The organism is Nocardioides sp. WJ219 (assembly GCF_058559815.1).
In genome coordinates, this window is the sequence record NZ_JBZUJV010000001.1 from 474,161 (window position 1) to 492,735 (window position 18,575).

Here is an 18,575-nt window from a genome sequence, read left to right on the forward strand (position 1 = left end):
CCGGCGCTCGCCCGGCTCGACCAGCGTGGGTCACCGACGGTGGTCGAGGAGGCCGGCCACGGCCGTCTCGAGACCACTCCCGCAGGCTGCCTCGGCTCGACCAGCGTGGGTCGCCGGACGGCCCACCGGCGCTCACGCGTCGGGCAGCGGCGCGAGCGCGACCTCCTCGGGCTTGTGGCTGAGCACGTTGGCGACGTAGTCGCGGGCGGCCTCGTGGATGTCGACCTCGTGACCGGCCCGCTCCGAGAGGTACCACCGGTGCACCAGCACCTCGTGGAACACCTCGGGCGCCTCCAGCTTGCCGCGGGCCTGGGGCGGGACCAGCGTGGTCACCGGCTCGTAGATCTCGGTCAGCCAGCGGTGCGCGACCAGGCTGCGGTCCTCGCGCCCCAGGTCGCGGTGGGCGGTGTAGGACGCCAGGTCGTTGAGCAGCCGGCGGGCCTGGGCGTCCTCGACGTTGAGGCCGGTGAGGGCCTGCAGCTCGCGGCAGTGGTGGCCCAGCTCGACCACCCGCGGCTGGATGCGGACCGAGTCGCCGCCGATGTCGGTGATGATCTCGAGCTCCTCGACGTCGAAGCCGAGGTCGTTGAGCCGTTCGATGCGCTGCTCGATGCGCCACATCTCGTCGGACCCGAACTCCTCCGCGCCGGTGAGCTCGGACCACAGCGCCTCGTAGCGCTCGGCGAGCAGGTCGATGATGTCGTGGGCCGCGACCTGGACGTCGAACTCGCTGGCCTGGAGGTCGAGGAGCTCGGCGAAGATGTTCTCGGTGGCCACCGTGACGTCGTGCTCGCGCATCCCGGTCGACAGCTCGGGGCGCAGCTCACCGGTCTCGGCGTCGACCAGGTAGGCCGCGAACCCACCGGCGCTGCGCCGGAACAGCACGTTGCTCAGCGACACGTCGCCCCAGTAGAAGCCGGCGAGGTGGAGCCGCACCAGCAGCACCACCACCGCGTCGACCAGCGAGGGCAGGTTGTCGGCGGTCATGCCGTGCGCGAACAGGCTGCGGTAGGGCAGGGAGAACCGCAGGTGCTCGGTCAGCAGCGCGCTGGGCAGCGGCTCGCCGGCGGTGTCGGTGCGGCCGGTGACGACGCCCTGCGGCACGACGGCCGGCAGGCCCATCCGGTGCAGGTCGCGCAGCAGCCGGTACTCCCGGAACGCGATCTCCTCGACGGTCTCCTTGACGGCGTACACGCGGTCGCGCAGCCGGACGATCCGGACGACGTGCCGGCTCAGCCCACGGGGGAGCGGGACGACGTGCTCGTCGGTCCACTCCTCGAGCGGCGTCGCCCAGGGCAGGGTGAGCAGCGCCGGGTCGGGACGGTTGGCGACGATGTGGAGCGCCATGGGCTCACCGTAGACCCGTCCGGCGACGGCAGGACTAGAACGTGTTCTAGTCGGCGTTGTACCGTCCCAGCATGAGCGAGCCGAGAGTCGTCGTCATCACCGGGGCCGCGTCGGGCATCGGCCACGCCACCGCGGTGCTGTTCCGCGACCTCGGCGACGCGGTGTTCGGCCTCGACGTCGCACCGGGCGTCCCCGACGGCGTGACCCACGTGGCCTGCGACGTCAGCGACCGGACGGCCGTCGACGCGGCGATCGCCACCGTCACCGCCGAGCGCGACCGCATCGACGTGCTGGCCAACGTCGCCGGCGTCGTCCAGTTCGGGCGGTTCCACACCATCACCGACGCCGAGTGGGACCGCGTGCACGCGATCGACCTCAAGGGCCCGTTCATGCTGATGCAGGCGGCGCTGCCCTGGCTGAAGGCCTCCCGCGGCTGCGTGGTCAACGTGTCGTCGGTGGCCGGCAACGTGCCGCAGCCGTACTCCGCGGCGTACTCCGCCGCCAAGGGCGGGCTGACCATGATGACGCGGTCGCTCGCCCTCGAGCTGGCGCCCGACCGGGTCCGGGTCAACGCGATCTGCCCCGGCACGACCGCGACGCCCCTGGTCGACGAGGTGGCCGCCAGGTTCCCCGACGACCTCGACCCGCGGGTCGCCGACCGGCTGGTGATGATGCTGCCCGGCCGCAGCATCGCCCCCGCCGAGATCGGCTCGGCGGTGGTCTACCTGGCCTCGAGGGAGGCCCGGATGGTCACCGGGTCGGTGCTGGCCTTCGACGGGGGCATGAGCTGACGGGCACTAGCATCTGGACTGCACGCCGGTGTAGCTCAGTTGGTAGAGCGCTTCTCTTGTAAAGAAGATGTCGCGGGTTCGACTCCTGTCACCGGCTCCACCGGCTCCACCTCGTGCGCGAGACCTCTCAGCGCAGCTGCCGTGCCGCGAACCGCTCCGGCGGCGACGCGATCTCGTCCTGGGCGGCGACCAGCTGGATCTCGCGGGTCCCGGCGGCGATCGTGGCCTCCAGGACGGCGTACACCGCCGAGGTGGTGAGCTCGAGCGCCCGGGCGGGGGAGCCGGTGGTGCGCAGGTGCGCCAGGTAGAGCGCGGCGGTGACGTCGCCGCAGCCGTTGGGCGTGATCGGCAGCAGCGGGGTCGTGACCGCCCAGGCGCCGGCGTCGGAGACGGCGACGACGTCGAGGGTGTCGGGCTCGGAGTCGGTGTGCAGCACCGAGGTGACGAGCACGTCGCTCGGCCCGGTGGCGCGGACGGCGTCGGCGGCGTCGAGCACCTCGGCGAGCGTGGTCGTGGTGCGGCCGGCGAGGAAGTCGAGCTCGAAGTGGTTGGGGGTGACGATGTCGGCGCGCGGCACGACCTCGTCGCGCAGGTACGCCGGGATGCCCGGCTTGACGAACATCCCGCGGCCCACGTCGCCCATCACCGGGTCGCAGCAGTAGACCGCGGCGGGGTTGAGCTCCTTGACGCGGGCGACCGCGTCGAGCACGACCATGCCGACCGCGGGGTCGCCCTGGTAGCCCGAGAGCACCGCGTCGGCGGTGCCGAGGACGCCACGGTCGTCGATGCCGGCGATCACCTCGCGGACGTCGGCGGGGTCGAGCAGCGGGCCGCGCCACGCGCCGTACCCGGTGTGGTTGGAGAAGTGCACGGTGAGGACGGGCCAGACCTCGTGGCCGAGCCGCTGCAGCGGGAACACCGCGGCGGAGTTGCCGACGTGGCCGTAGGCGACCGAGGACTGGATCGACAGGATCTTCACGACGCCGATTCTCGCGCACCTGCGCCCACGGCCAGCACGCGCGGCGAAACGCTGGCTGAGACAAACTAGAACGCGTTACAGTTCTGTCATCTGCAGACCCGACGGCGTGGCGAGGACGAGCATGGCGAAGAAGCCCGAGTACCAGAACGAGGCCGACTACATCGTGGTGGGGTCCGGCAGCTCGGGCGCGGCCATCGCCGGCCGCCTGGCCGAGTCGGGCGCGAGCGTGATCGTGCTGGAGGCCGGGAAGACCGACCTGAAGTTCCTGACCAGGAAGCCCGGGATGATCGGTCCGATGCACTCGGTGCCGGAGATCAAGCGGACCGTCGACTGGGGCTACTACTCGGTGCCGCAGAAGCACATCCTCGACCGCAAGATGCCGGTCCCGCGCGGCAAGGTCGTCGGTGGCTCGAGCTCGGTCAACGGCATGGTCTACGTGCGCGGCAACCGCGCCAACTTCGACTCCTGGGCCGCCGCGGGCAACGTGGGCTGGGACGCCGACAACGTCAACGCGGCGTACAAGAAGATGGAGGACTTCGAGGACGGCGAGAACGCCTTCCGGGGCGCGGGCGGCCCGATCAAGATCACCCGCAACAAGATCCCCCAGGAGGGCTCGCTGCAGTTCCTCCAGGCCACCGCCGACGCCACCGGCTGCCCGATCCTCGACGACTACAACGGGGAGTCGCAGGAGGGCGTGAGCCGGATGCAGCAGAACGCCGCCAAGGGTCTGCGCTACAGCGCGTCGCGCGGCTACATCCACGACCTCGCCCCCCGCACCCTGCAGCTGCAGTCGGAGGTGCTGGTCACCAAGGTGGTCGTCGACGGCGGCCGGGCGACCGGCGTCGAGGTCCGCGACGTGAGCAAGCGCGGCGGCGGCGCCACCCGCACGATCCGGGCCGGCAAGGAGGTCATCCTCTCGGCCGGCTTCGTCGGCTCCGCGCAGCTGCTGATGCTCTCGGGCATCGGTCACGCCCAGCACCTCAAGGACCACGGCATCCAGGTCGTCGCCGACCTGCCGGTGGGCGACAACCTGCACGACCACATGTTCCACGCGCTGACCTTCCACGCGACGTCGAGCAAGAACCGCGGCACGGCGCCGTACTTCGCCCAGGGGATCGTCCGCGAGGTCGCCCGCCCCGGGACGACGTTCCTGGCCAACTCGGTCTTCGAGGTGCTCGCGTTCCTCAAGACCTCCCAGGCCCCCTCGACCGGCAACCTGCCCGACCTCCAGCTGCACCTGCTGCCGTGGGCCTACGTCTCGCCCAACCAGGACGAGCCGATCCGCCACGACGTCGACCCGCGGACGGCGCTGACCGTCCTCACCACGCTGATCTACCCCCGCAGCCGCGGCACCCTGCGCCTGGCGTCGGCCGACCCCAGCGCGGCGCCGCTGATCGACTACCAGTACCTCGCCGACCCCGGCGACCTCGACGTGCTCACCGAGGGGTCGGAGATGGTGCGCGACATCATGGCCGGCTCGGCGTTCGGTGGCTCGATCAAGGAGGAGATCCACCCCGGCACGGGGCTGAAGGGCCAGGCGCTGCGCGACGCGATCCTCAACCGCGCCACGTCGGTCTACCACGGCGTCGGCACCTGTCGGATGGGCGTCGACGAGCTCGCGGTGGTCTCGCCCGACCTCACCGTGCGCGGCGTCGAGGGCCTGCGCGTCTGCGACGCCTCGATCATGCCGTCGATCACCGGCGGCAACACCAACGCACCGGCCATCATGATCGGGGAGCGCGGGGCCGACCTCGTGCTCGGGAGGGGCTGACATGACCAGCACCAGCACGACCACCAGCACCGGCACCGGGACGCCGTCCCTGGAGCGCCCGGCGTCGGTCACCGACGCCTTCCTCGAGCGGCTCGTCGCGCGGGTGCCGTCGACGGGCGGCGGCCGCTGGCCGCTGACCGAGGTCTACACCGGCGAGGTCCTCGTCGAGCTGCCGCAGTCGACGCCGGCCGACATCGAGCAGGCCTTCGTCGCCGCCCGCGCCGCCCAGGCCGAGTGGTCGCAGTGGCCGCTGGCCAAGCGGCTCAAGGTGATCCGCCGGGCCCACGCGCTGTTCGTGAGCAACGCCGAGACCACCGCCGACCTGATCCAGGTCGAGAGCGGCAAGAACCGACGGATGGCCATCGAGGAGTCCTGCGACCCGCCGATGGTGATGAGCCACTACGCCAAGCACGCCAAGCGGCTGCTGGCTCCTGTGACCAAGGGCGGGCCGGTCCCGTTCCTCACCACCTCGACCGCGATCCGCCAGCCCAAGGGTGTCGTCGGGGTGATCGCGCCCTGGAACTTCCCGTTCGCCACCGGCATCTCCGACGCGGTCACCGCGATCATCGCCGGCAACGGCGTCGTGCTGAAGCCCGACAACAAGACGGCGCTCTCGCCGCTGTGGGGCATCACGATGCTCGAGGAGGCCGGGCTGCCGAAGGGGCTGTTCCAGGTCGTCTGCGGCGAGGGCCCCGACGTCGGCCCGACCCTGATCGACAACGCCAACTACGTGATGTTCACCGGCTCGACCGCCACCGGCCGAGCGATCGGCGAGCGCGCCGGACGCAACCTCATCGGCTGCTGCCTCGAGCTCGGCGGCAAGAACCCGATGATCGTCCTCGACGACGCCGACATCGACGAGGCCGTCGAGGGCGCCGTCTTCGGCGTCTTCGGCAACACCGGCCAGATCTGCATGCACATCGAGCGGATCTACCTGCCGGAGTCGCGCTACGACGAGTTCCGCGACAAGCTCGTGGCCCGGGCCCGCGAGCTCGACGTGCGGGCGTCGTACGACTTCGGTCCCGAGATGGGCTCCCTCGTCTCGCCCGACCACCAGGCTCGCGTGCAGTCCCACGTCGACGACGCCCTGGCCAAGGGCGCGACGCTGCTCGCCGGCGGCAGGGCCCGGCCCGACCTCGGCCCGGCGTTCTTCGAGCCGACGATCCTGGAGGGCGTCACCCCCGACATGCTTGCCGGCTCCTGCGAGACCTTCGGGCCGGTCGTCGCCCTGCACCGCTACCGCACCGTCGACGAGGCGGTCGCGCTCGCCAACGACACCGACTACGGCCTCAACGCCTCGGTGTGGGGCAGCGACATCGCCGCCGCGACGGCCGTCGGGAAGCGCATCCACTCCGGCAACGTCAACATCAACGACATCCTCGCCACCGCCTACGCCTCCAAGGCGACGCCGTCCGGCGGCGTGAAGCAGTCGGGCGTCGGCGCTCGGCACGGCGACCAGGGCCTCACGAAGTACACCGACGTGCAGAACCTCGCCGTGCTCAAGAAGCAGGTGCTGGGCCCGCGCCCGGGCCAGCCCTACGAGGACTACGTGAAGGGCATGCTGCAGGGGCTGACGATGATGCGGCGGACCCGGATCCGGTAGGCGTCGTCAGGGTCGGGGTCGGAGTCCCGCGCGATCGAACGGTAATGGCAGGTCTGGGGCGTCGAGAAGTGTCGTTCCCGTTCGATCGAACGGCAATGGCAGGTCTGGGCCTCGCGAGTTGCCGTTCCCGCGCGATCGACCGGCAATGGCAGGTCTGGGGCGTCGAGAAGTGTCGTTCCCGCGCGATCGAACGGCAATGGCAGGGTGAGGGCCATGTCCCTGCCCCTGCACCGGCACTACCCGCCCGACCGCTACCGCGGCCCGGCCGGCGAGGCCTCGGCGTGGCTGCGCCGCGACGCCGAGCCGCCCGACATCACCTACCGCACCGGCGGCACCTGCGAGTACCTCGCCACCGGCGACCGCACCGACGGGCGGTTCGGGCTCTACCGCTGGACCTTCGGCGAGACCGAGACCGGCCCCGACCCGCACTTCCACCGCGCCATCTCCGAGCAGTTCTACGTGCTCTCCGGCGAGGTGCGCCTCTACGACGGGCGCGCGTGGGTCACCGCGCGGTCCGGTGACTTCCTCTACGTGCCCGAGGGCGGGCTGCACGGCTTCCGGGGCAGCGACCACGCCTCGATGCTGCTGATGTTCGCGCCCGGCGGCCCGCGCGAGGACTACTTCGAGACGCTCGCCCGCGGCGAGGAGATGACCGAGGAGCAGCGCGCGGAGTTCATGGTCCGCCACGACACCTACTGGGTCTGAGCCGTGGTCGGAGCCGCCTACTTCCTGGCCACCGAGGACGACGAGGCGATGCTGGTCGGACGCTTCGAGCGCGAGGGGGTGCAGCTGCGGCCGTGGCCGGCCGTCGACCTCTCCGACCCGCCCCTGGCCGCCGCCGACGTCGCGCTCCACCAGCGGCTCACGGTCGCGCTGCCGGCGCTCGGCGCCATCCCGCTGGTGGGCCTGCCCGGCACGGTCGACGACCCGGACCCTCTGCCGGCGGTGGGCATCTTCGCGCGGCACCGGCAGCTTCCACCGGTGCCGCCGCCGGCCGGCTCGACCCGCGGACTCGTCGACTCCAACCGTGCGCCGGTCCTGCTGTGGCAGCGCGGCACCCACGTCGACGGCGTCCTGACCGCGGGAGACATCGGGAGCCAGGCCGACCACCCCGCCTCGCTCGGCGCCGACTACGTGCGCTGGGTGCGGCGTACGACGTCGTGGGTGCAGCGCAACGGCACCAAGGTCTGGGGCCTCGAGGGCGCCGCGGTGCGTCCCGACCTCGACTGTGCGCCGGGCTTCGTCAACACGGTCGTCGCGCTCCCGGGAGCGCTGCGGACGCTGGAGGCGGGTGCTCGCTTCCGCTGACTACGGTGTCCCGGGTGCGCATCGACCTGACGACCTTCCTGGTCACCGACCACGACGAGGCCATCGCCTTCTTCACCGGTGCCCTCGGCTTCGAGCTGGCCGAGGACTCCCCGAGCACCACCGACGACGGCCGGCCCAAGCGCTGGGTCGTCGTCCGGCCGCCGGGCGGCGGTAGCGGCCTGCTGCTGGCGGTGGCCGACGGTGAGGAACAGTGCGCCGCGGTGGGCCGCCAGGCGGGTGGACGCGTCGGGCACTTCCTGCACGTCGACGACTTCGCCACCCAGCACCGCCGGATGGTCGAGGCCGGGGTGGAGTTCCTCGAGGAGCCGCGCCACGAGCCGTACGGCACCGTCGCTGTCTTCCGCGACCTCCACGGCGGCACGTGGGACCTGCTGGGGCCCGCCCAGCCCTAGGCTCGACGCATGACCCTGGACATGGACTACCGCCCCCTCGGCGACTCGGGCCTCATGGTGAGCGCGGTCGGCGTCGGGTGCAACGCGTTCAGCAGGCGCGTCGACCTCGACGGCGTCCGCGACATCCTCGTCGCGGCGACCGACGTCGGCGTGACGCTGCTCGACACGGCCGACATCTACGGCGACCCGGCCGGTGCCAGCGAGGAGCTCATCGGCGAGGCGATGCAGGGGCGCCGAGACGACTTCGTGCTGGCCACCAAGTTCGGCATGGACATGCGCGGGACCTACGGCGACGACCACGGCGTCCGGGCGTCGCGGCGCTACGTGCGTCGCGCCGTCGAGGAGAGCCTGCGCCGGCTGCGCACCGACCACATCGACCTCTACCAGCTGCACGAGCCCGACGGCGTGACCCCGATCGAGGAGACGCTGTCGGTGCTGACCGACCTGGTGCACGAGGGCAAGGTGCTCTACCTCGGGTCGTCGAACTTCGCCGGGTGGCAGGTGGCCGACGCCGAGTGGACCTCGCGCAGCGGCGGGCTGGAGCGGTTCGTGAGCGTGCAGAACCGCTACTCGCTGCTCGACCGCACGATCGAGGAGGAGGTCGTCCCGGCGTGCGAGGAGTACGGCCTGGGCGTGCTGCCGTTCTTCCCGCTCGAGTACGGACTGCTCACCGGCAAGTACCGCCGCGGTGAGGCCGCGCCCGCCGGCTCGCGTGCCGCCTCCACGCCCTCGGCGTGGCTCGAGAACGCCGACTGGGACCGGATCGAGGCCCTCGAGGCGTACGCCGCCGCGCGCGACCTCGAGCCGATCGACGTCGCCATCGCCGGGTTGGCCGCGCAGCCGGCCGTCTCGTCGGTGATCTCGGGCGCCACCTCGGGCGACCAGGTGCGCCGCAACGCCGCCGCCCTGGCCTGGGCGCCGACCGAGGACGACCTCGTCGAGCTCGACGAGATCACCGGCGCCGGCTAGGCGACCAGCCGACTAGGCGACCTGGAGCGACCGCTTCGACAGACCCATCCAGAACCCGTCGATCACCTGGATGCCGGGGTCGGCGGGGTCGCTGGCGGCGCCGAGGGTGACGAAGAGCGGCGAGTAGTGCTCGACGGTGGGGTGGGCGTAGGGCATGCCCGGCGCGCGGTGGGCGTAGTCGGCGAGGGCGTCGACGTCGCCGCGGGCCATGGCCTCCCCGGCCCAGGCGTCGAACTCGCGCGACCACCCGGGCGGCGTGGCCTCGATGCGGAACTCCTTCAGGAACGGCAACCCGTGGGTGAGGAACCCCGACCCGACGATCAGCACGCCCTCGTCGCGCAGCGAGCGGAGCCGGGCGCCGAGGGCGAGCAGCCGCTCGGGGTCGTGGGTGGGCAGCGACATCTGCAGCACGGGGACGTCGCCGGCGGGGTACATGATCCGCAGCGGCACCCAGGCCCCGTGGTCGAGTCCGCGCCGCGCGTGCTGGTGCACGGGCTCGGACGCCGGCATCATCGCCGCGACCCGGTCGGCGAGCCAGGTGGCGTCAGGGGTCTCGTAGGTCATCTCGTAGTACTTGCGGTCGAACCCGCCGAAGTCGTAGACCAGCGGCGCCCGGCTCGCGCTGAGCGAGACCGGCGCCGACTCCCAGTGGGCGCTGACGATCAGGATCGCGCGCGGACGCGGCAGGTCGCGCGCCCACGCGGCCAGCTGGCCCGACCACACCGGGTCGTCGAGCAGCGGCGGCGCACCGTGGCCGAGGTAGAGGGCGGGCATCCGATCGGTCATGTCGACATAATAGTTGAAAATTGCACTTTATTCCGGCGCGTCGCGGATCGCGTCCCACCGCACCGGCTCCAGCCCGAGCCCGGCGAGCAGGGTGTCGACCTGGCTGAACGGTCTCGATCCCGAGAACCCGCGCCAGGCCGAGAGCGGCGAGGGGTGCACCGACTGGACGCAGGGCGCGCCGCCGAGCAGCGGCTCGAGCGACTGCGCCGGCTTGCCCCACAGCACGGCGACGAACGGCGTACCGGCGCGCGCGCGGTCGGCGAGCGCCCCGATCGCGCGGTCGGTCACCTCCTCCCAGCCCTTCCCGCGGTGGGAGTCCGAGGCTCCCGACTGCACCGTGAGGACCCGGTTGAGCAGCATCACGCCCTGGTCGGCCCACCCGGTGAGGTCGCCGTGCTCGGGGGGTACGACGCCCACGTCGGCCTGCAGCTCGGCGTAGATGTTGCGCAGGCTTGGCGGCGGCGGTCGCACGTGGCGCTCGACGGCGAAGCTGAGCCCGATCGGGTGCCCGGGTGTCGGGTAGGGGTCCTGGCCCACGACGAGCACCTTGACCCCGGCCAGCGGTGCCCGGAAGGCCCGGAAGACGGCGTCCTCGGCCGGCAGGTAGGCCCTCCCAGCCGCCACCTCGCCACGCAGGAACTCCTGCAGCGCCGCCACCCGGTCGTCGACCGGGGTCAACGCCTCGGCCCAGTCGGGGGCCATCAGCCCGCGGTCGACGAGTCCGGCCAGCGCGCTCATGGGCCGAGGCTAGTGGGGGTTCGCGGCTTGTCCTGGCGGTTCGGGGGTGAAGCCTTGCCCGCGGAGCGCAGGTTTCCCGGTGCGCCGGGGAATCCTGCGCCGGCCCTCACCCCCGCCCCACCGAGAACGTCGCCGAGCGGGGGATGAAGGGCCGCATGCCCCGCTCGCCGACCTCGACCGAGAGGATCGCCTGGTGCGAGGCGTCGCCGGCGATCGCGGACTGGTTGGCGACCAGCACCCGGGTGCTGAGGAACGTCGCGCTGCACGGGGTGTCGAACGGGATCGGCGACCCGTTGTCGCCGGTGAACGGGACGTCGGGGAAGCGGCGCAGCTCGCGCCCGGTCGGCGACAGCTCGACGAGCTGGGCGGTGAGGCCGGCGTTGGCGACGTAGATGCGTCCGGAGCGGCCGATGCCGAAGCCGTCGGGCAGGTCGGTCGGCTGCGAGGTCCACAGGGTGCGGAGGCGGCCGGGCCGGCCGTGGCGCAGCGGCAGCGAGTAGAGCCGGCCGTTGGTCGGCACCGCGCTGCCGTCGGACACCGTCTGCTGGGTGATCAGCAGGTCGCGCTGCCGGGGCCGGTAGACGATGCCGGTGGTGCCGAAGCCGGCCACGCCCTCCAGCGCCGGTGAGGTGAACCACCGCTGGACCCGGCCGGTGCGGAAGACCCGGTAGACCACGCCGTGGGCGTAGTCGGTGACGAAGAGGTGGCGCGGACCCCAGGTGGCGTAGTTGGGGACGGCGCCGCGCGGCAGGGTCGCGACCCGCCGGAACCGGCCCGTGCGCACGTCGAGGGTGAGCACGGCCCGGGTCGAGGTCTCGAGCAGCACGAGCTTGCCGTCGCGGGTCTGCTGGGCCACCTGGACGCCGTGGTCGGCGCCGAGCCGCTGCCCGGGCACGGTCCACGAGCGCAGCAGGGTGCCGTCGCGGCGCCACTCGAAGACCCGCGAGCGGCGGCGGTCGCCGGCGACGTAGGTGCCGGCGTAGACGCGCCCGTTGGTGCCCACGTGGGTGTACGCCGGGAAGCCCGGCGACGGGACGAGCGAGAAGACCCGGGTCTGCCACCGCGGGTCGTCCGGCGCCGCGCGGGGCCCGGCGGCCGCAGCGGCCGCAGCGGCCGCGGTCGGCGCCGCAGGGGCGGGCGCGACCCCGAGCAGTGACGACGCCAGGACCAGCAGGACCGGGAGGACGAGCCGCCTCACCGGAGTCTCTCCAGCACCTCGACGGCGGCCCGCTCGCCCGAGCGCACCGCGCCGTCCATGTAGCCGCTCCAGTACGTCGAGGTCTCCGTGCCGGCCCAGTGCACCCGGCCGAACGGCCGCCGGATCGCGGGGCCGAGGGTGCGGAAGGACCCGTCGGCGGCGTGGATGGCCGTCGGCCCGCCACCGGTCCAGCGCTCGGTGGTCCAGTCGTGCTCGGTGTACTCGACCGGACGCAGCGCCCGTGGCCCGAACATCTCGGCGAAGCCCTCGAGCACCGCGCGCCGCCGTTGGTCGCGCGGCAGCCGACCGTAGCGGCGCCAGGTGTCGCCGCCGACGAAGGCGAGGAGGACGCCGGGCTCGCCGTTGCGGGGGGAGTTGTCGAAGACGGCGCGCGCGGCGCCGGCGTCGTTGATGCCGAAGCCGTTGAGGCCGTCCTCGCGCCAGAACGGCGTGCGGTAGACCGCGTCGCACTTCATCAGCTTCCCCATGTGGGCCTTGCGCAGCAGCCGGGCGCGACGGTCGGGGAGCCGCGGGAACCAGTCGATGCCGAGCACCATCGGCGGGGGAGCGGCGACGACGACGCGGCGCGCGGTGACCACGCCGCGACCTGTGTGCACCCGCACCCGGTGGTCGCGCTGCTCGATGCGCCGTACCGGCGCGTCGAGCGCGACGATGTCGCCGAGCCGCTTGGCCAGGCGCAGCGGCACCAGCTGCGAGCCGCCGACGAACCGGCGCTCCTGCGCGCCGCCGACGGTGTCGGAGTTGCGGGCGAAGGTGCCGACGGTGCGCTCGTTGCCGGAGCAGGCGACGTACCAGAGCACGAAGAGGAACGAGAGCTCGCGCGGGTCGGCGCCGAAGCCGGGCTGGCTCCAGCACTCGATGAGGTTGGAGACGCCGGCCGGGTTGAGCACCGAGCTGGCGCGGATGAAGTCGTGCAGCGACATCGCGTCCCACTCCCGGGCGCGCGGGTGGCTCCACGGGGCGTCGACGGCGATCTCGGCGGCGTAGGAGTCGATGAGCTGGAGCAGGATCGCGGCGTCGGCCAGGATCGTGGGGTCGGGTGGGACGGTGCCCTGGTACTCCGTCCGGCCGGTCGTCGAGGAGACGTAGACACTGTTGCCCCGGACGTGCTCGCGGAACGTCGGCACGCCCATCTCGCGGGCCAGCCGGGCGATGTGGTCCTGGGTCGGGCCGATGAACGCGCCGCCGGCCTCGATGACGGCGCCCTTGGTCCGCAGCTCGTGGTTGAGCAGCCGCCCGCCGACGCGGCGGCGGGCCTCGACCAGCAGCACCGACCGTCCGCCGCGCGCGACGTCACGGGCGGCGACCAGGCCGGCGAGCCCGCCGCCTACGACGACGACGTCGACGTGCCGCGGCAGCCGGCCCTGGCGCCCGGCGGCGTCGGCCTCGGTCAGGCCGCCCACCCCCAGGGCCGCCGTGCCGAGCCCGGCCCCGCCGAGGAGGGTGCGGCGGGAGAGGTCGAGGTGGGTCATGGGGACGCTCCCTGGATCGTCATACCTGAACATGTGTCATGTTCGGGTCTCGTACCTTACGCTGTGCCCGTCCAACGACGGAAGAGGAAGATGGCGACGGTCGAGAAGGCACCCGCACGACGCGAACCGGTGCAGGAACGCAGCCGGCGCCGGGTCGAGGCGATCCTCGACGCCGCCGAGCGCCTGGTCGTCGAGCGTGGCGTCGAGGCACTGACCACGCGTCAGATCGCGGTGGCCGCGGGGGTGCCGGTCGCCTCGCTCTACCAGTACTTCGCCGACAAGGAGGGCGTGCTGCTCGCGCTCGCCGGGCGCGACATGGCCGAGATGGACGAGCAGGTCCTCGCCGACCTGGCCGCGGTCGACGAGCGGGGCGACCTGACCATGGCGACGCTGGTCGAGACGGCCGTGCGCGCGTTCGTCCAGGTCTACGAGCGCCGGCGGGCGTTCGTCGAGATCTACCTGCGCGGCCGCACCAACTCCGCGGTCCACGCGTTCGGCCGCGAGCACAACGTGCGCATCGCCCACGCCCTGCGCGACCTCGCGATCGACCGCGGGCTCGCCCGGCCCGACTTCCCACCCGAGGCGGCGGTGCTGGCGATCGAGGTCGGCGACCGGGTCTTCCAGCTCGCCTACGAGCACGACCACCGCGGCGACGCCGCGCTGGTCGAGGAAGGCATCGTGCTGCTGACCGCCTACCTCGAGCGCTACGCCGTCGAGCCGGGAGCGCGCCGATGAGCGCCCGGGACGACGTCGCCGCCGCCGCCCGGCGCCTGGCCGCCGAGGGCCTGCTGGTCGGCACCGCCGGCAACGTGAGCATGCGGGTGCGCGACCTGGTGGCGGTCACGGCGTCGGGGGTCGTGCTCGCCGACTGCCGGCCCCACGAGGTGGTCCTCGTCGATCCCGACGGCACGCTCGTCGACGGGGGGCTGGTGCCGACCTCCGAGCTCGGGCTCCACCTCGGCGTGTACGCCGACCAGCCCGGCGTCGGGGCCGTGGTCCACACCCACGCGCCGTGGTCGACCGCGGTGGCGTGCGTCCTGCCCGAGCTGCCGGTCCTGCACTACCAGCAGCTGCTGCTCGGCGGGGCGGTGCGGGTGGCGCCGTACGCGACCTTCGGCTCCTCCGAGCTCGCCGGCTCGGTGCGGGCGGCGCTCGAGGGCCGGCAGGCGGCGCTGCTCGGCAACCACGGCTCCGTCGCCATCGGGGCCACCCTCGACAAGGCGGTGGAGCACGCGGTGCTGCTCGAGTGGCTCGCCGCCCTGCACCACCGGGCCTCGGCCCTCGGCACGCCGCGCGTGCTCACCGATGCCGAGCAGGAGGCCGTCGTCCTGGCCGCCCTCTCCCGCGGGTACGGGACCGTCCAGCAGTCCGACCCGTCCGACCAGTCCCAGGAGGACGCCCCGTGAGAGCAGCCTGCGTCGGTGTGCACGTGCTCGACACCCACGTCGTCGGGATCGAGTCGATCCCCGACGGCTCCGACGGCCAGCTCGTCGAGACCATCCGCACCTCCGCCGCCGGCACCGCCGGCGGCACCGCACTCGTCCTCGCGCGCCTCGGTGCCGAGGTGGCGTCGTACGGCGCCGTCGGCAGCGACCCGCTGGCCGCCGTCCTGACCGCCCTGCTGCGGCAGGAGGGCGTCGACACCCGCGGCCTGGTGCGCAAGGCCGACCACCAGACCTCGGCCTCGGTGATCCCGGTGCGGCCGGGCGGCGACCGGCCGGCCTGGCACTGCATCGGCGCCAACGGCGCGTTCACCCTCGACGACCTCGACCGCAGCCGGCTCGCCGGCGTCACCCACCTGCACCTCGGCGGGCCGGAGTTCCTCGGCGGCGCCGCCGCCGGCGAGCTGCTCGCGTGGGCGCGCGAGCAGGGAATGACCACCTCGGTCGACGTGCTCGCCCCCGGCGACCCCGACATGCTCGCCTGGATCGCCGACGTGCTGCCGCACACCGACTACCTGCTGCCCAACGACGAGCAGGTGCGCGGCTTCACCGGCGAGGCCGACCTGGTGGCGGGGGGCCGGGCGCTGGTCGCGGCCGGTGCGGCGTGCGTGGCCCTGACGCAGGGTTCGAGGGGCGCGCTGGTCGTCACCGCTGACGCCGTGGTCGAGGTGCCGGCCTACCCGGTCGCGGCCGAGGACCTCGTCGACACCACCGGCTGCGGCGACGCCTTCAGCGCCGGGTTCCTGCGCGGGGTCGGCCTCGGTCGCTCGCTCGAGGACGCCGCCCGGCTCGGCTGCGCGACCGCCCACCAGGTGGCACGCGGCCTCGGCACCGACGCGGGCGACTACTCGCTGGCGTCGGTGGAGGCGCTGGTCGGCTGACCCGGCTGACCCGTCGGGCGCTGCAGGCGGTCGAGGAACGAGACCAGCACGGCCTCCCGCAGCGCCGGCGTGGCGAGGTCGAGCAGCGCGTTGACCTCGGCCATCCGTCCCGGCAGCTCCAGCCCGCCGTCGTCGCCCTCGCCGACGAGCCCGGCCGCGGTCAGCAGCCCGTCGAAGTCGGCGTCCGACAGGGTCGCGGGGTCGAGCGCGGCGACGTACGCCGCCACGCCCGGGTCGACCGCGACCGGCCCGGCGTCCTGGGCGGCCCGCACGGCGTCGGCGAGCGCGCCGAGCAGCTCCGGGACGTGGGGCCGGGTCGCCGCCGAGACGGAGAGGTGGATGGTCGCGGGCCGGCCGGCGTGGGACAGCTGGGGCTGCACGTACCACCCGCGGACGGCCATCTCGTCGCAGACGGTGAACGGGTCGCAGGACGCGTCGGTGGCCAGCGCGACCAGCGTGGAGTCGGGCGGGACGACGACGTGCAGGCCGGGGATGTCCCTGGTCCCGGCCACGATGGCGTCGACGGCGGCGAAGACCTCGCGGGAGAGGAGCTCGTAACCCGTGTCCCCGATCGACTGCACCACGGCCCAGGCGCCGGCCAGGGGCCCGCCCGAGCGCGTCGACTGCATGGTCGAGTTGAGCATCGTGTAGCCCGGCCAGGCAGCACTCGCGAAGAGCTGCGGGCGGCGCAGGGCCGCGGTGCGGTGCAGCAGCACCGAGGTGCCCTTGGGCGCGTAGGCGTACTTGTGCAGGTCGACCGAGATCGAGGTGACACCCGCGACGGCGAACGTCCACGGCGGCACGTCGCGGCCCAGCCGGGCGGCGTACGGCAGCACCCAGCCGCCGATGCAGGCGTCGACGTGGCACCGGGTCCCGCGCTCGGCGGCCAGCGCGGCGAGACCGGTGACCGGGTCGACGACGCCGTGGGCGTACGACGGCGCGCTGGCCACCACCAACGCGGCCCGGTCGCCCAGCTCGTCGAGCGCCCGCGCGGTCGCGTCGAGGTCGGCGCGGAAGTCGTCGCCGGTGGGCACGAGCACGGCCTCGACGCCGAAGTAGTGCGCGGCCTTGTGGAACGCCGCGTGCGCCGTCGCGGGCAGCACCATCGCCGGCCGGTCGACGTCGGGGTGGGCGGCCCGGTGGGCGTCACGGGCACCCTGCACGGCGAGCAGCACCGACTCGGTGCCGCCGGAGGTGACGGTGCCGACCACGCCGTCGGGGCCGTCGGGGCCGTCGGTCAGGCGCGCTGCGAAGCCGACCAGGTCGTTCTCCATCGCGAGCAGGCTCGGGAAGGCCGTCGGGTCGAGCCCGTTGGACCCGGCGAACGCGGCGACGGCGTCGCGCCCGACCTGGTCGACCTCGGCGAGCCCGGAGTCGTAGACGTAGGCCAGGGTGCGTCCGCCGTGGACCGGCAGGTCGCGGCTCTGCAGGGCGCGCAACCGCGCGGGGACGTCGGTGGTCACGAGGCGGGCTCCTCCGGTCGGTCGAGGCGGTAGCGGGTCAGCCACCACAGGCTGGCCACCACGAGCAGCGCCGGCAGCAGCGAGAAGCCGAGGGTGATGGCGGTGAGGGCGCTGTCGGGCTGCGCGAGGTCGTCGTCGGTGCCGGAGCGGTAGGAGCCGAGGGCCAGCACGAGCGCGAACAACCCGGGCCCGAGCGCGAGGCCGAGGGTCTCGCCGGCGGTCCAGACACCGGTGTAGACCCCGGCCCGGTTCTCCCCGGTCGCCCGGGCGTCGGCGGCGGCCACGTCGGGCAGCATCGCCAGCGGGAACACCTGGCAGCCGGCGTAGCCGACGCCGACCAGGGCGACGGCCGCGAACACGACGCCGCTCGGGGCCACCTGCGCGGTCGCGGCGAGCGCGGCGCCGACGGCGAGGATGACGGAGGCGGCGACGTAGCCGCGCTGCTTGCCGACCCGCGCGCCGATCGCCGACCACACCGGTGTCAGCAGCAGGGCGGGACCCACGAAGCAGACGAACAGGGCGGTGGCCGCGCCGTCGCGACCGAGGACGTCGCCCGCGAGGTAGTCGACCCCGGCGAGCATGCAGCCGGTGGCCAGCGCCTGCAGCACCCACGTCGTCAGCAGCAACCGGAACGCCGGCGCACCGGCGACCACGCGCAGCTGGTCGCGCAACGACCCGGGGCCGGGGTCCACCGTGCCGACCGGGGCGTCGCGGGTGCCGACGTAGGCACCGACGACACCGACGAGGATGACCAGGGCCATCGCCACGCCCATCAGCCGGTAGCCGTCACGCCCGCCGACGGCGTCGCGCAGCGCGGGCGCCGTGGCGCCGGCGAGCAGGATCGTGAGGGCCAGGATGGCGACCCGCCAGGTCATCAGCCGGGTGCGCTCGGCGTAGCCCTGCGTCATCTCGGCCGGCATCGCCACGAACGGCACCTGGAAGAACGCGTACGCCGAGGCGCAGGCCAGGAACACCACGAGCACCCACGCGGTCTCGAGCACCCGCGAGTCGACGTCGGGCCCGGCGAAGAGCAGCGCAAAGGTGAGTGCGAGCGCGATCCCGGCGCGCAGCAGCCACGGCCGGCGCGGCCCGCGCGGGTCGGAGGTGCGGTCGCTGATGCGCCCGGCGATCGGGTTGAGGACGACGTCCCACGCCTTGGGGAGCACCACCACCACGCCGGCGACGACCGCGGCGACCCCGAGGGTGTCGGTGAGGTAGGGCAGCAGCATCAACCCGGGCACGGTGCCGAACGCGCCCGTCGCGACCGACCCCAGCCCGTAGCCCACCCGCACCCGCCGCGGCAGCACCGTCGCGTCCGTGGTCGCGGGCTCGGGCACCCGCCGAGGTTAGGCCATCTCGGGCGGGGGGCGGGGGATAGTTCGTGACACCATCG

At 73.5% G+C, this 18,575-nt stretch carries 19 protein-coding genes and 1 tRNA gene; 11 read left to right on the forward strand and 9 right to left on the reverse strand.

Annotated features, from left to right (window positions below):
• Positions 1-132 precede the first annotated feature (132 nt).
• The gene (locus AC4MBH_RS02250; protein ID WP_491792708.1) at positions 133-1,347 is read right to left on the reverse strand and encodes a DUF4032 domain-containing protein; all 1,215 of its coding nucleotides are present in this window, start codon (positions 1,345-1,347) and stop codon (positions 133-135) included.
• A 71-nt stretch (positions 1,348-1,418) separates the two neighbouring features.
• Here AC4MBH_RS02250 and AC4MBH_RS02255 point away from each other — a divergent pair, with 71 nt between their 5' ends.
• Positions 1,419-2,138 carry an SDR family NAD(P)-dependent oxidoreductase gene (locus tag AC4MBH_RS02255; RefSeq protein ID WP_491792709.1) on the forward strand — a complete coding sequence of 240 codons (720 nt, stop codon included), beginning with the start codon at positions 1,419-1,421 and terminating at the stop codon, positions 2,136-2,138.
• A 24-nt stretch (positions 2,139-2,162) separates the two neighbouring features.
• A tRNA-Thr gene (locus AC4MBH_RS02260) sits at positions 2,163-2,238 on the forward strand.
• A 27-nt stretch (positions 2,239-2,265) separates the two neighbouring features.
• On the opposite strand, the gene pdxY is transcribed toward AC4MBH_RS02260, so the two are convergent.
• Positions 2,266-3,117, reverse strand: a complete 852-nt coding sequence (gene pdxY / locus AC4MBH_RS02265; protein WP_491792710.1) for a pyridoxal kinase PdxY — start codon at positions 3,115-3,117, stop codon at positions 2,266-2,268.
• 121 nt (positions 3,118-3,238) lie between these two features.
• On the opposite strand from pdxY, the gene AC4MBH_RS02270 reads away from it, so the two are divergent.
• Together AC4MBH_RS02270 and AC4MBH_RS02275 are read left to right on the forward strand one after the other, a co-directional pair.
• Complete coding sequence (locus AC4MBH_RS02270) at positions 3,239-4,888, forward strand: GMC family oxidoreductase (RefSeq protein WP_491792711.1); 1,650 nt, start codon at positions 3,239-3,241, stop codon at positions 4,886-4,888.
• 1 nt (position 4,889) lies between these two features.
• A complete protein-coding gene (locus AC4MBH_RS02275; protein WP_491792712.1) occupies positions 4,890-6,491 on the forward strand; it encodes a succinic semialdehyde dehydrogenase in 1,602 nt (533 codons plus the stop codon).
• Here the strand turns inward: AC4MBH_RS02275 and AC4MBH_RS02280 are convergent.
• A complete protein-coding gene (locus AC4MBH_RS02280) occupies positions 6,434-6,706 on the reverse strand; it encodes a hypothetical protein (RefSeq protein ID WP_491792713.1) in 273 nt (90 codons plus the stop codon). The two genes, AC4MBH_RS02275 and AC4MBH_RS02280, sit on opposite strands and share 58 nt — an antisense overlap.
• Here AC4MBH_RS02280 and AC4MBH_RS02285 point away from each other — a divergent pair.
• From AC4MBH_RS02285 to AC4MBH_RS02300, 4 genes are read left to right on the forward strand one after another with little or no spacing between them, the layout of a single operon-like run.
• The gene (locus tag AC4MBH_RS02285; protein ID WP_491792714.1) at positions 6,705-7,196 is read left to right on the forward strand and encodes a cupin domain-containing protein; all 492 of its coding nucleotides are present in this window, start codon (positions 6,705-6,707) and stop codon (positions 7,194-7,196) included. The two genes, AC4MBH_RS02280 and AC4MBH_RS02285, sit on opposite strands and share 2 nt — an antisense overlap.
• A 3-nt stretch (positions 7,197-7,199) precedes the next feature.
• A complete protein-coding gene (locus AC4MBH_RS02290) occupies positions 7,200-7,799 on the forward strand; it encodes a hypothetical protein (RefSeq protein ID WP_491792715.1) in 600 nt (199 codons plus the stop codon).
• 14 nt (positions 7,800-7,813) lie between these two features.
• Complete coding sequence (locus tag AC4MBH_RS02295; RefSeq protein WP_491792716.1) at positions 7,814-8,212, forward strand: VOC family protein; 399 nt, start codon at positions 7,814-7,816, stop codon at positions 8,210-8,212.
• Positions 8,213-8,221: 9 nt separating this feature from the next.
• Complete coding sequence (locus AC4MBH_RS02300; RefSeq protein WP_491792717.1) at positions 8,222-9,181, forward strand: aldo/keto reductase; 960 nt, start codon at positions 8,222-8,224, stop codon at positions 9,179-9,181.
• Between the two features lie 12 nt (positions 9,182-9,193).
• Here AC4MBH_RS02300 and AC4MBH_RS02305 read toward each other — a convergent pair whose 3' ends face one another.
• The 4 genes from AC4MBH_RS02305 to AC4MBH_RS02320 all read right to left on the reverse strand — a co-directional run bounded on the left by AC4MBH_RS02305 (position 9,194) and on the right by AC4MBH_RS02320 (position 13,396).
• Positions 9,194-9,967, reverse strand: a complete 774-nt coding sequence (locus AC4MBH_RS02305; protein WP_491792718.1) for a dioxygenase family protein — start codon at positions 9,965-9,967, stop codon at positions 9,194-9,196.
• A gap of 27 nt (positions 9,968-9,994) precedes the next feature.
• Positions 9,995-10,705 carry a uracil-DNA glycosylase gene (locus AC4MBH_RS02310; protein ID WP_491792719.1) on the reverse strand — a complete coding sequence of 237 codons (711 nt, stop codon included), beginning with the start codon at positions 10,703-10,705 and terminating at the stop codon, positions 9,995-9,997.
• 106 nt (positions 10,706-10,811) lie between these two features.
• On the reverse strand, positions 10,812-11,903 hold the full coding sequence (locus AC4MBH_RS02315) for an SMP-30/gluconolactonase/LRE family protein (protein WP_491792720.1): 1,092 nt from the start codon (positions 11,901-11,903) through the stop codon (positions 10,812-10,814).
• The gene (locus tag AC4MBH_RS02320) at positions 11,900-13,396 is read right to left on the reverse strand and encodes a flavin monoamine oxidase family protein (protein ID WP_491792721.1); all 1,497 of its coding nucleotides are present in this window, start codon (positions 13,394-13,396) and stop codon (positions 11,900-11,902) included. The genes AC4MBH_RS02315 and AC4MBH_RS02320 overlap by 4 nt, the downstream gene beginning before the upstream one ends.
• 90 nt (positions 13,397-13,486) lie before the next feature.
• Here AC4MBH_RS02320 and AC4MBH_RS02325 point away from each other — a divergent pair, with 90 nt between their 5' ends.
• The 3 genes from AC4MBH_RS02325 to AC4MBH_RS02335 are packed head-to-tail and all read left to right on the forward strand — an operon-like array spanning position 13,487 to position 15,719.
• Positions 13,487-14,131, forward strand: coding sequence for a TetR/AcrR family transcriptional regulator (locus AC4MBH_RS02325; protein WP_491792722.1), 645 nt, complete (start codon positions 13,487-13,489; stop codon positions 14,129-14,131).
• Positions 14,128-14,802: a class II aldolase/adducin family protein gene (locus AC4MBH_RS02330; RefSeq protein ID WP_491792723.1), complete on the forward strand. Its 675-nt coding sequence runs from the start codon at positions 14,128-14,130 to the stop codon at positions 14,800-14,802. The genes AC4MBH_RS02325 and AC4MBH_RS02330 overlap by 4 nt, the downstream gene beginning before the upstream one ends.
• Complete coding sequence (locus tag AC4MBH_RS02335) at positions 14,799-15,719, forward strand: carbohydrate kinase family protein (RefSeq protein WP_491792724.1); 921 nt, start codon at positions 14,799-14,801, stop codon at positions 15,717-15,719. The genes AC4MBH_RS02330 and AC4MBH_RS02335 overlap by 4 nt, the downstream gene beginning before the upstream one ends.
• Here the strand turns inward: AC4MBH_RS02335 and AC4MBH_RS02340 are convergent.
• Complete coding sequence (locus AC4MBH_RS02340; RefSeq protein ID WP_491792725.1) at positions 15,683-17,182, reverse strand: pyridoxal phosphate-dependent decarboxylase family protein; 1,500 nt, start codon at positions 17,180-17,182, stop codon at positions 15,683-15,685. The two genes, AC4MBH_RS02335 and AC4MBH_RS02340, sit on opposite strands and share 37 nt — an antisense overlap.
• Positions 17,179-18,519 (reverse strand): MFS transporter, encoded by a 1,341-nt coding sequence (locus tag AC4MBH_RS02345; protein ID WP_491792726.1) that lies wholly within the window; start codon positions 18,517-18,519, stop codon positions 17,179-17,181. Before AC4MBH_RS02345 ends, AC4MBH_RS02340 begins: the two co-directional genes overlap by 4 nt.
• Positions 18,520-18,575 lie beyond the last annotated feature (56 nt).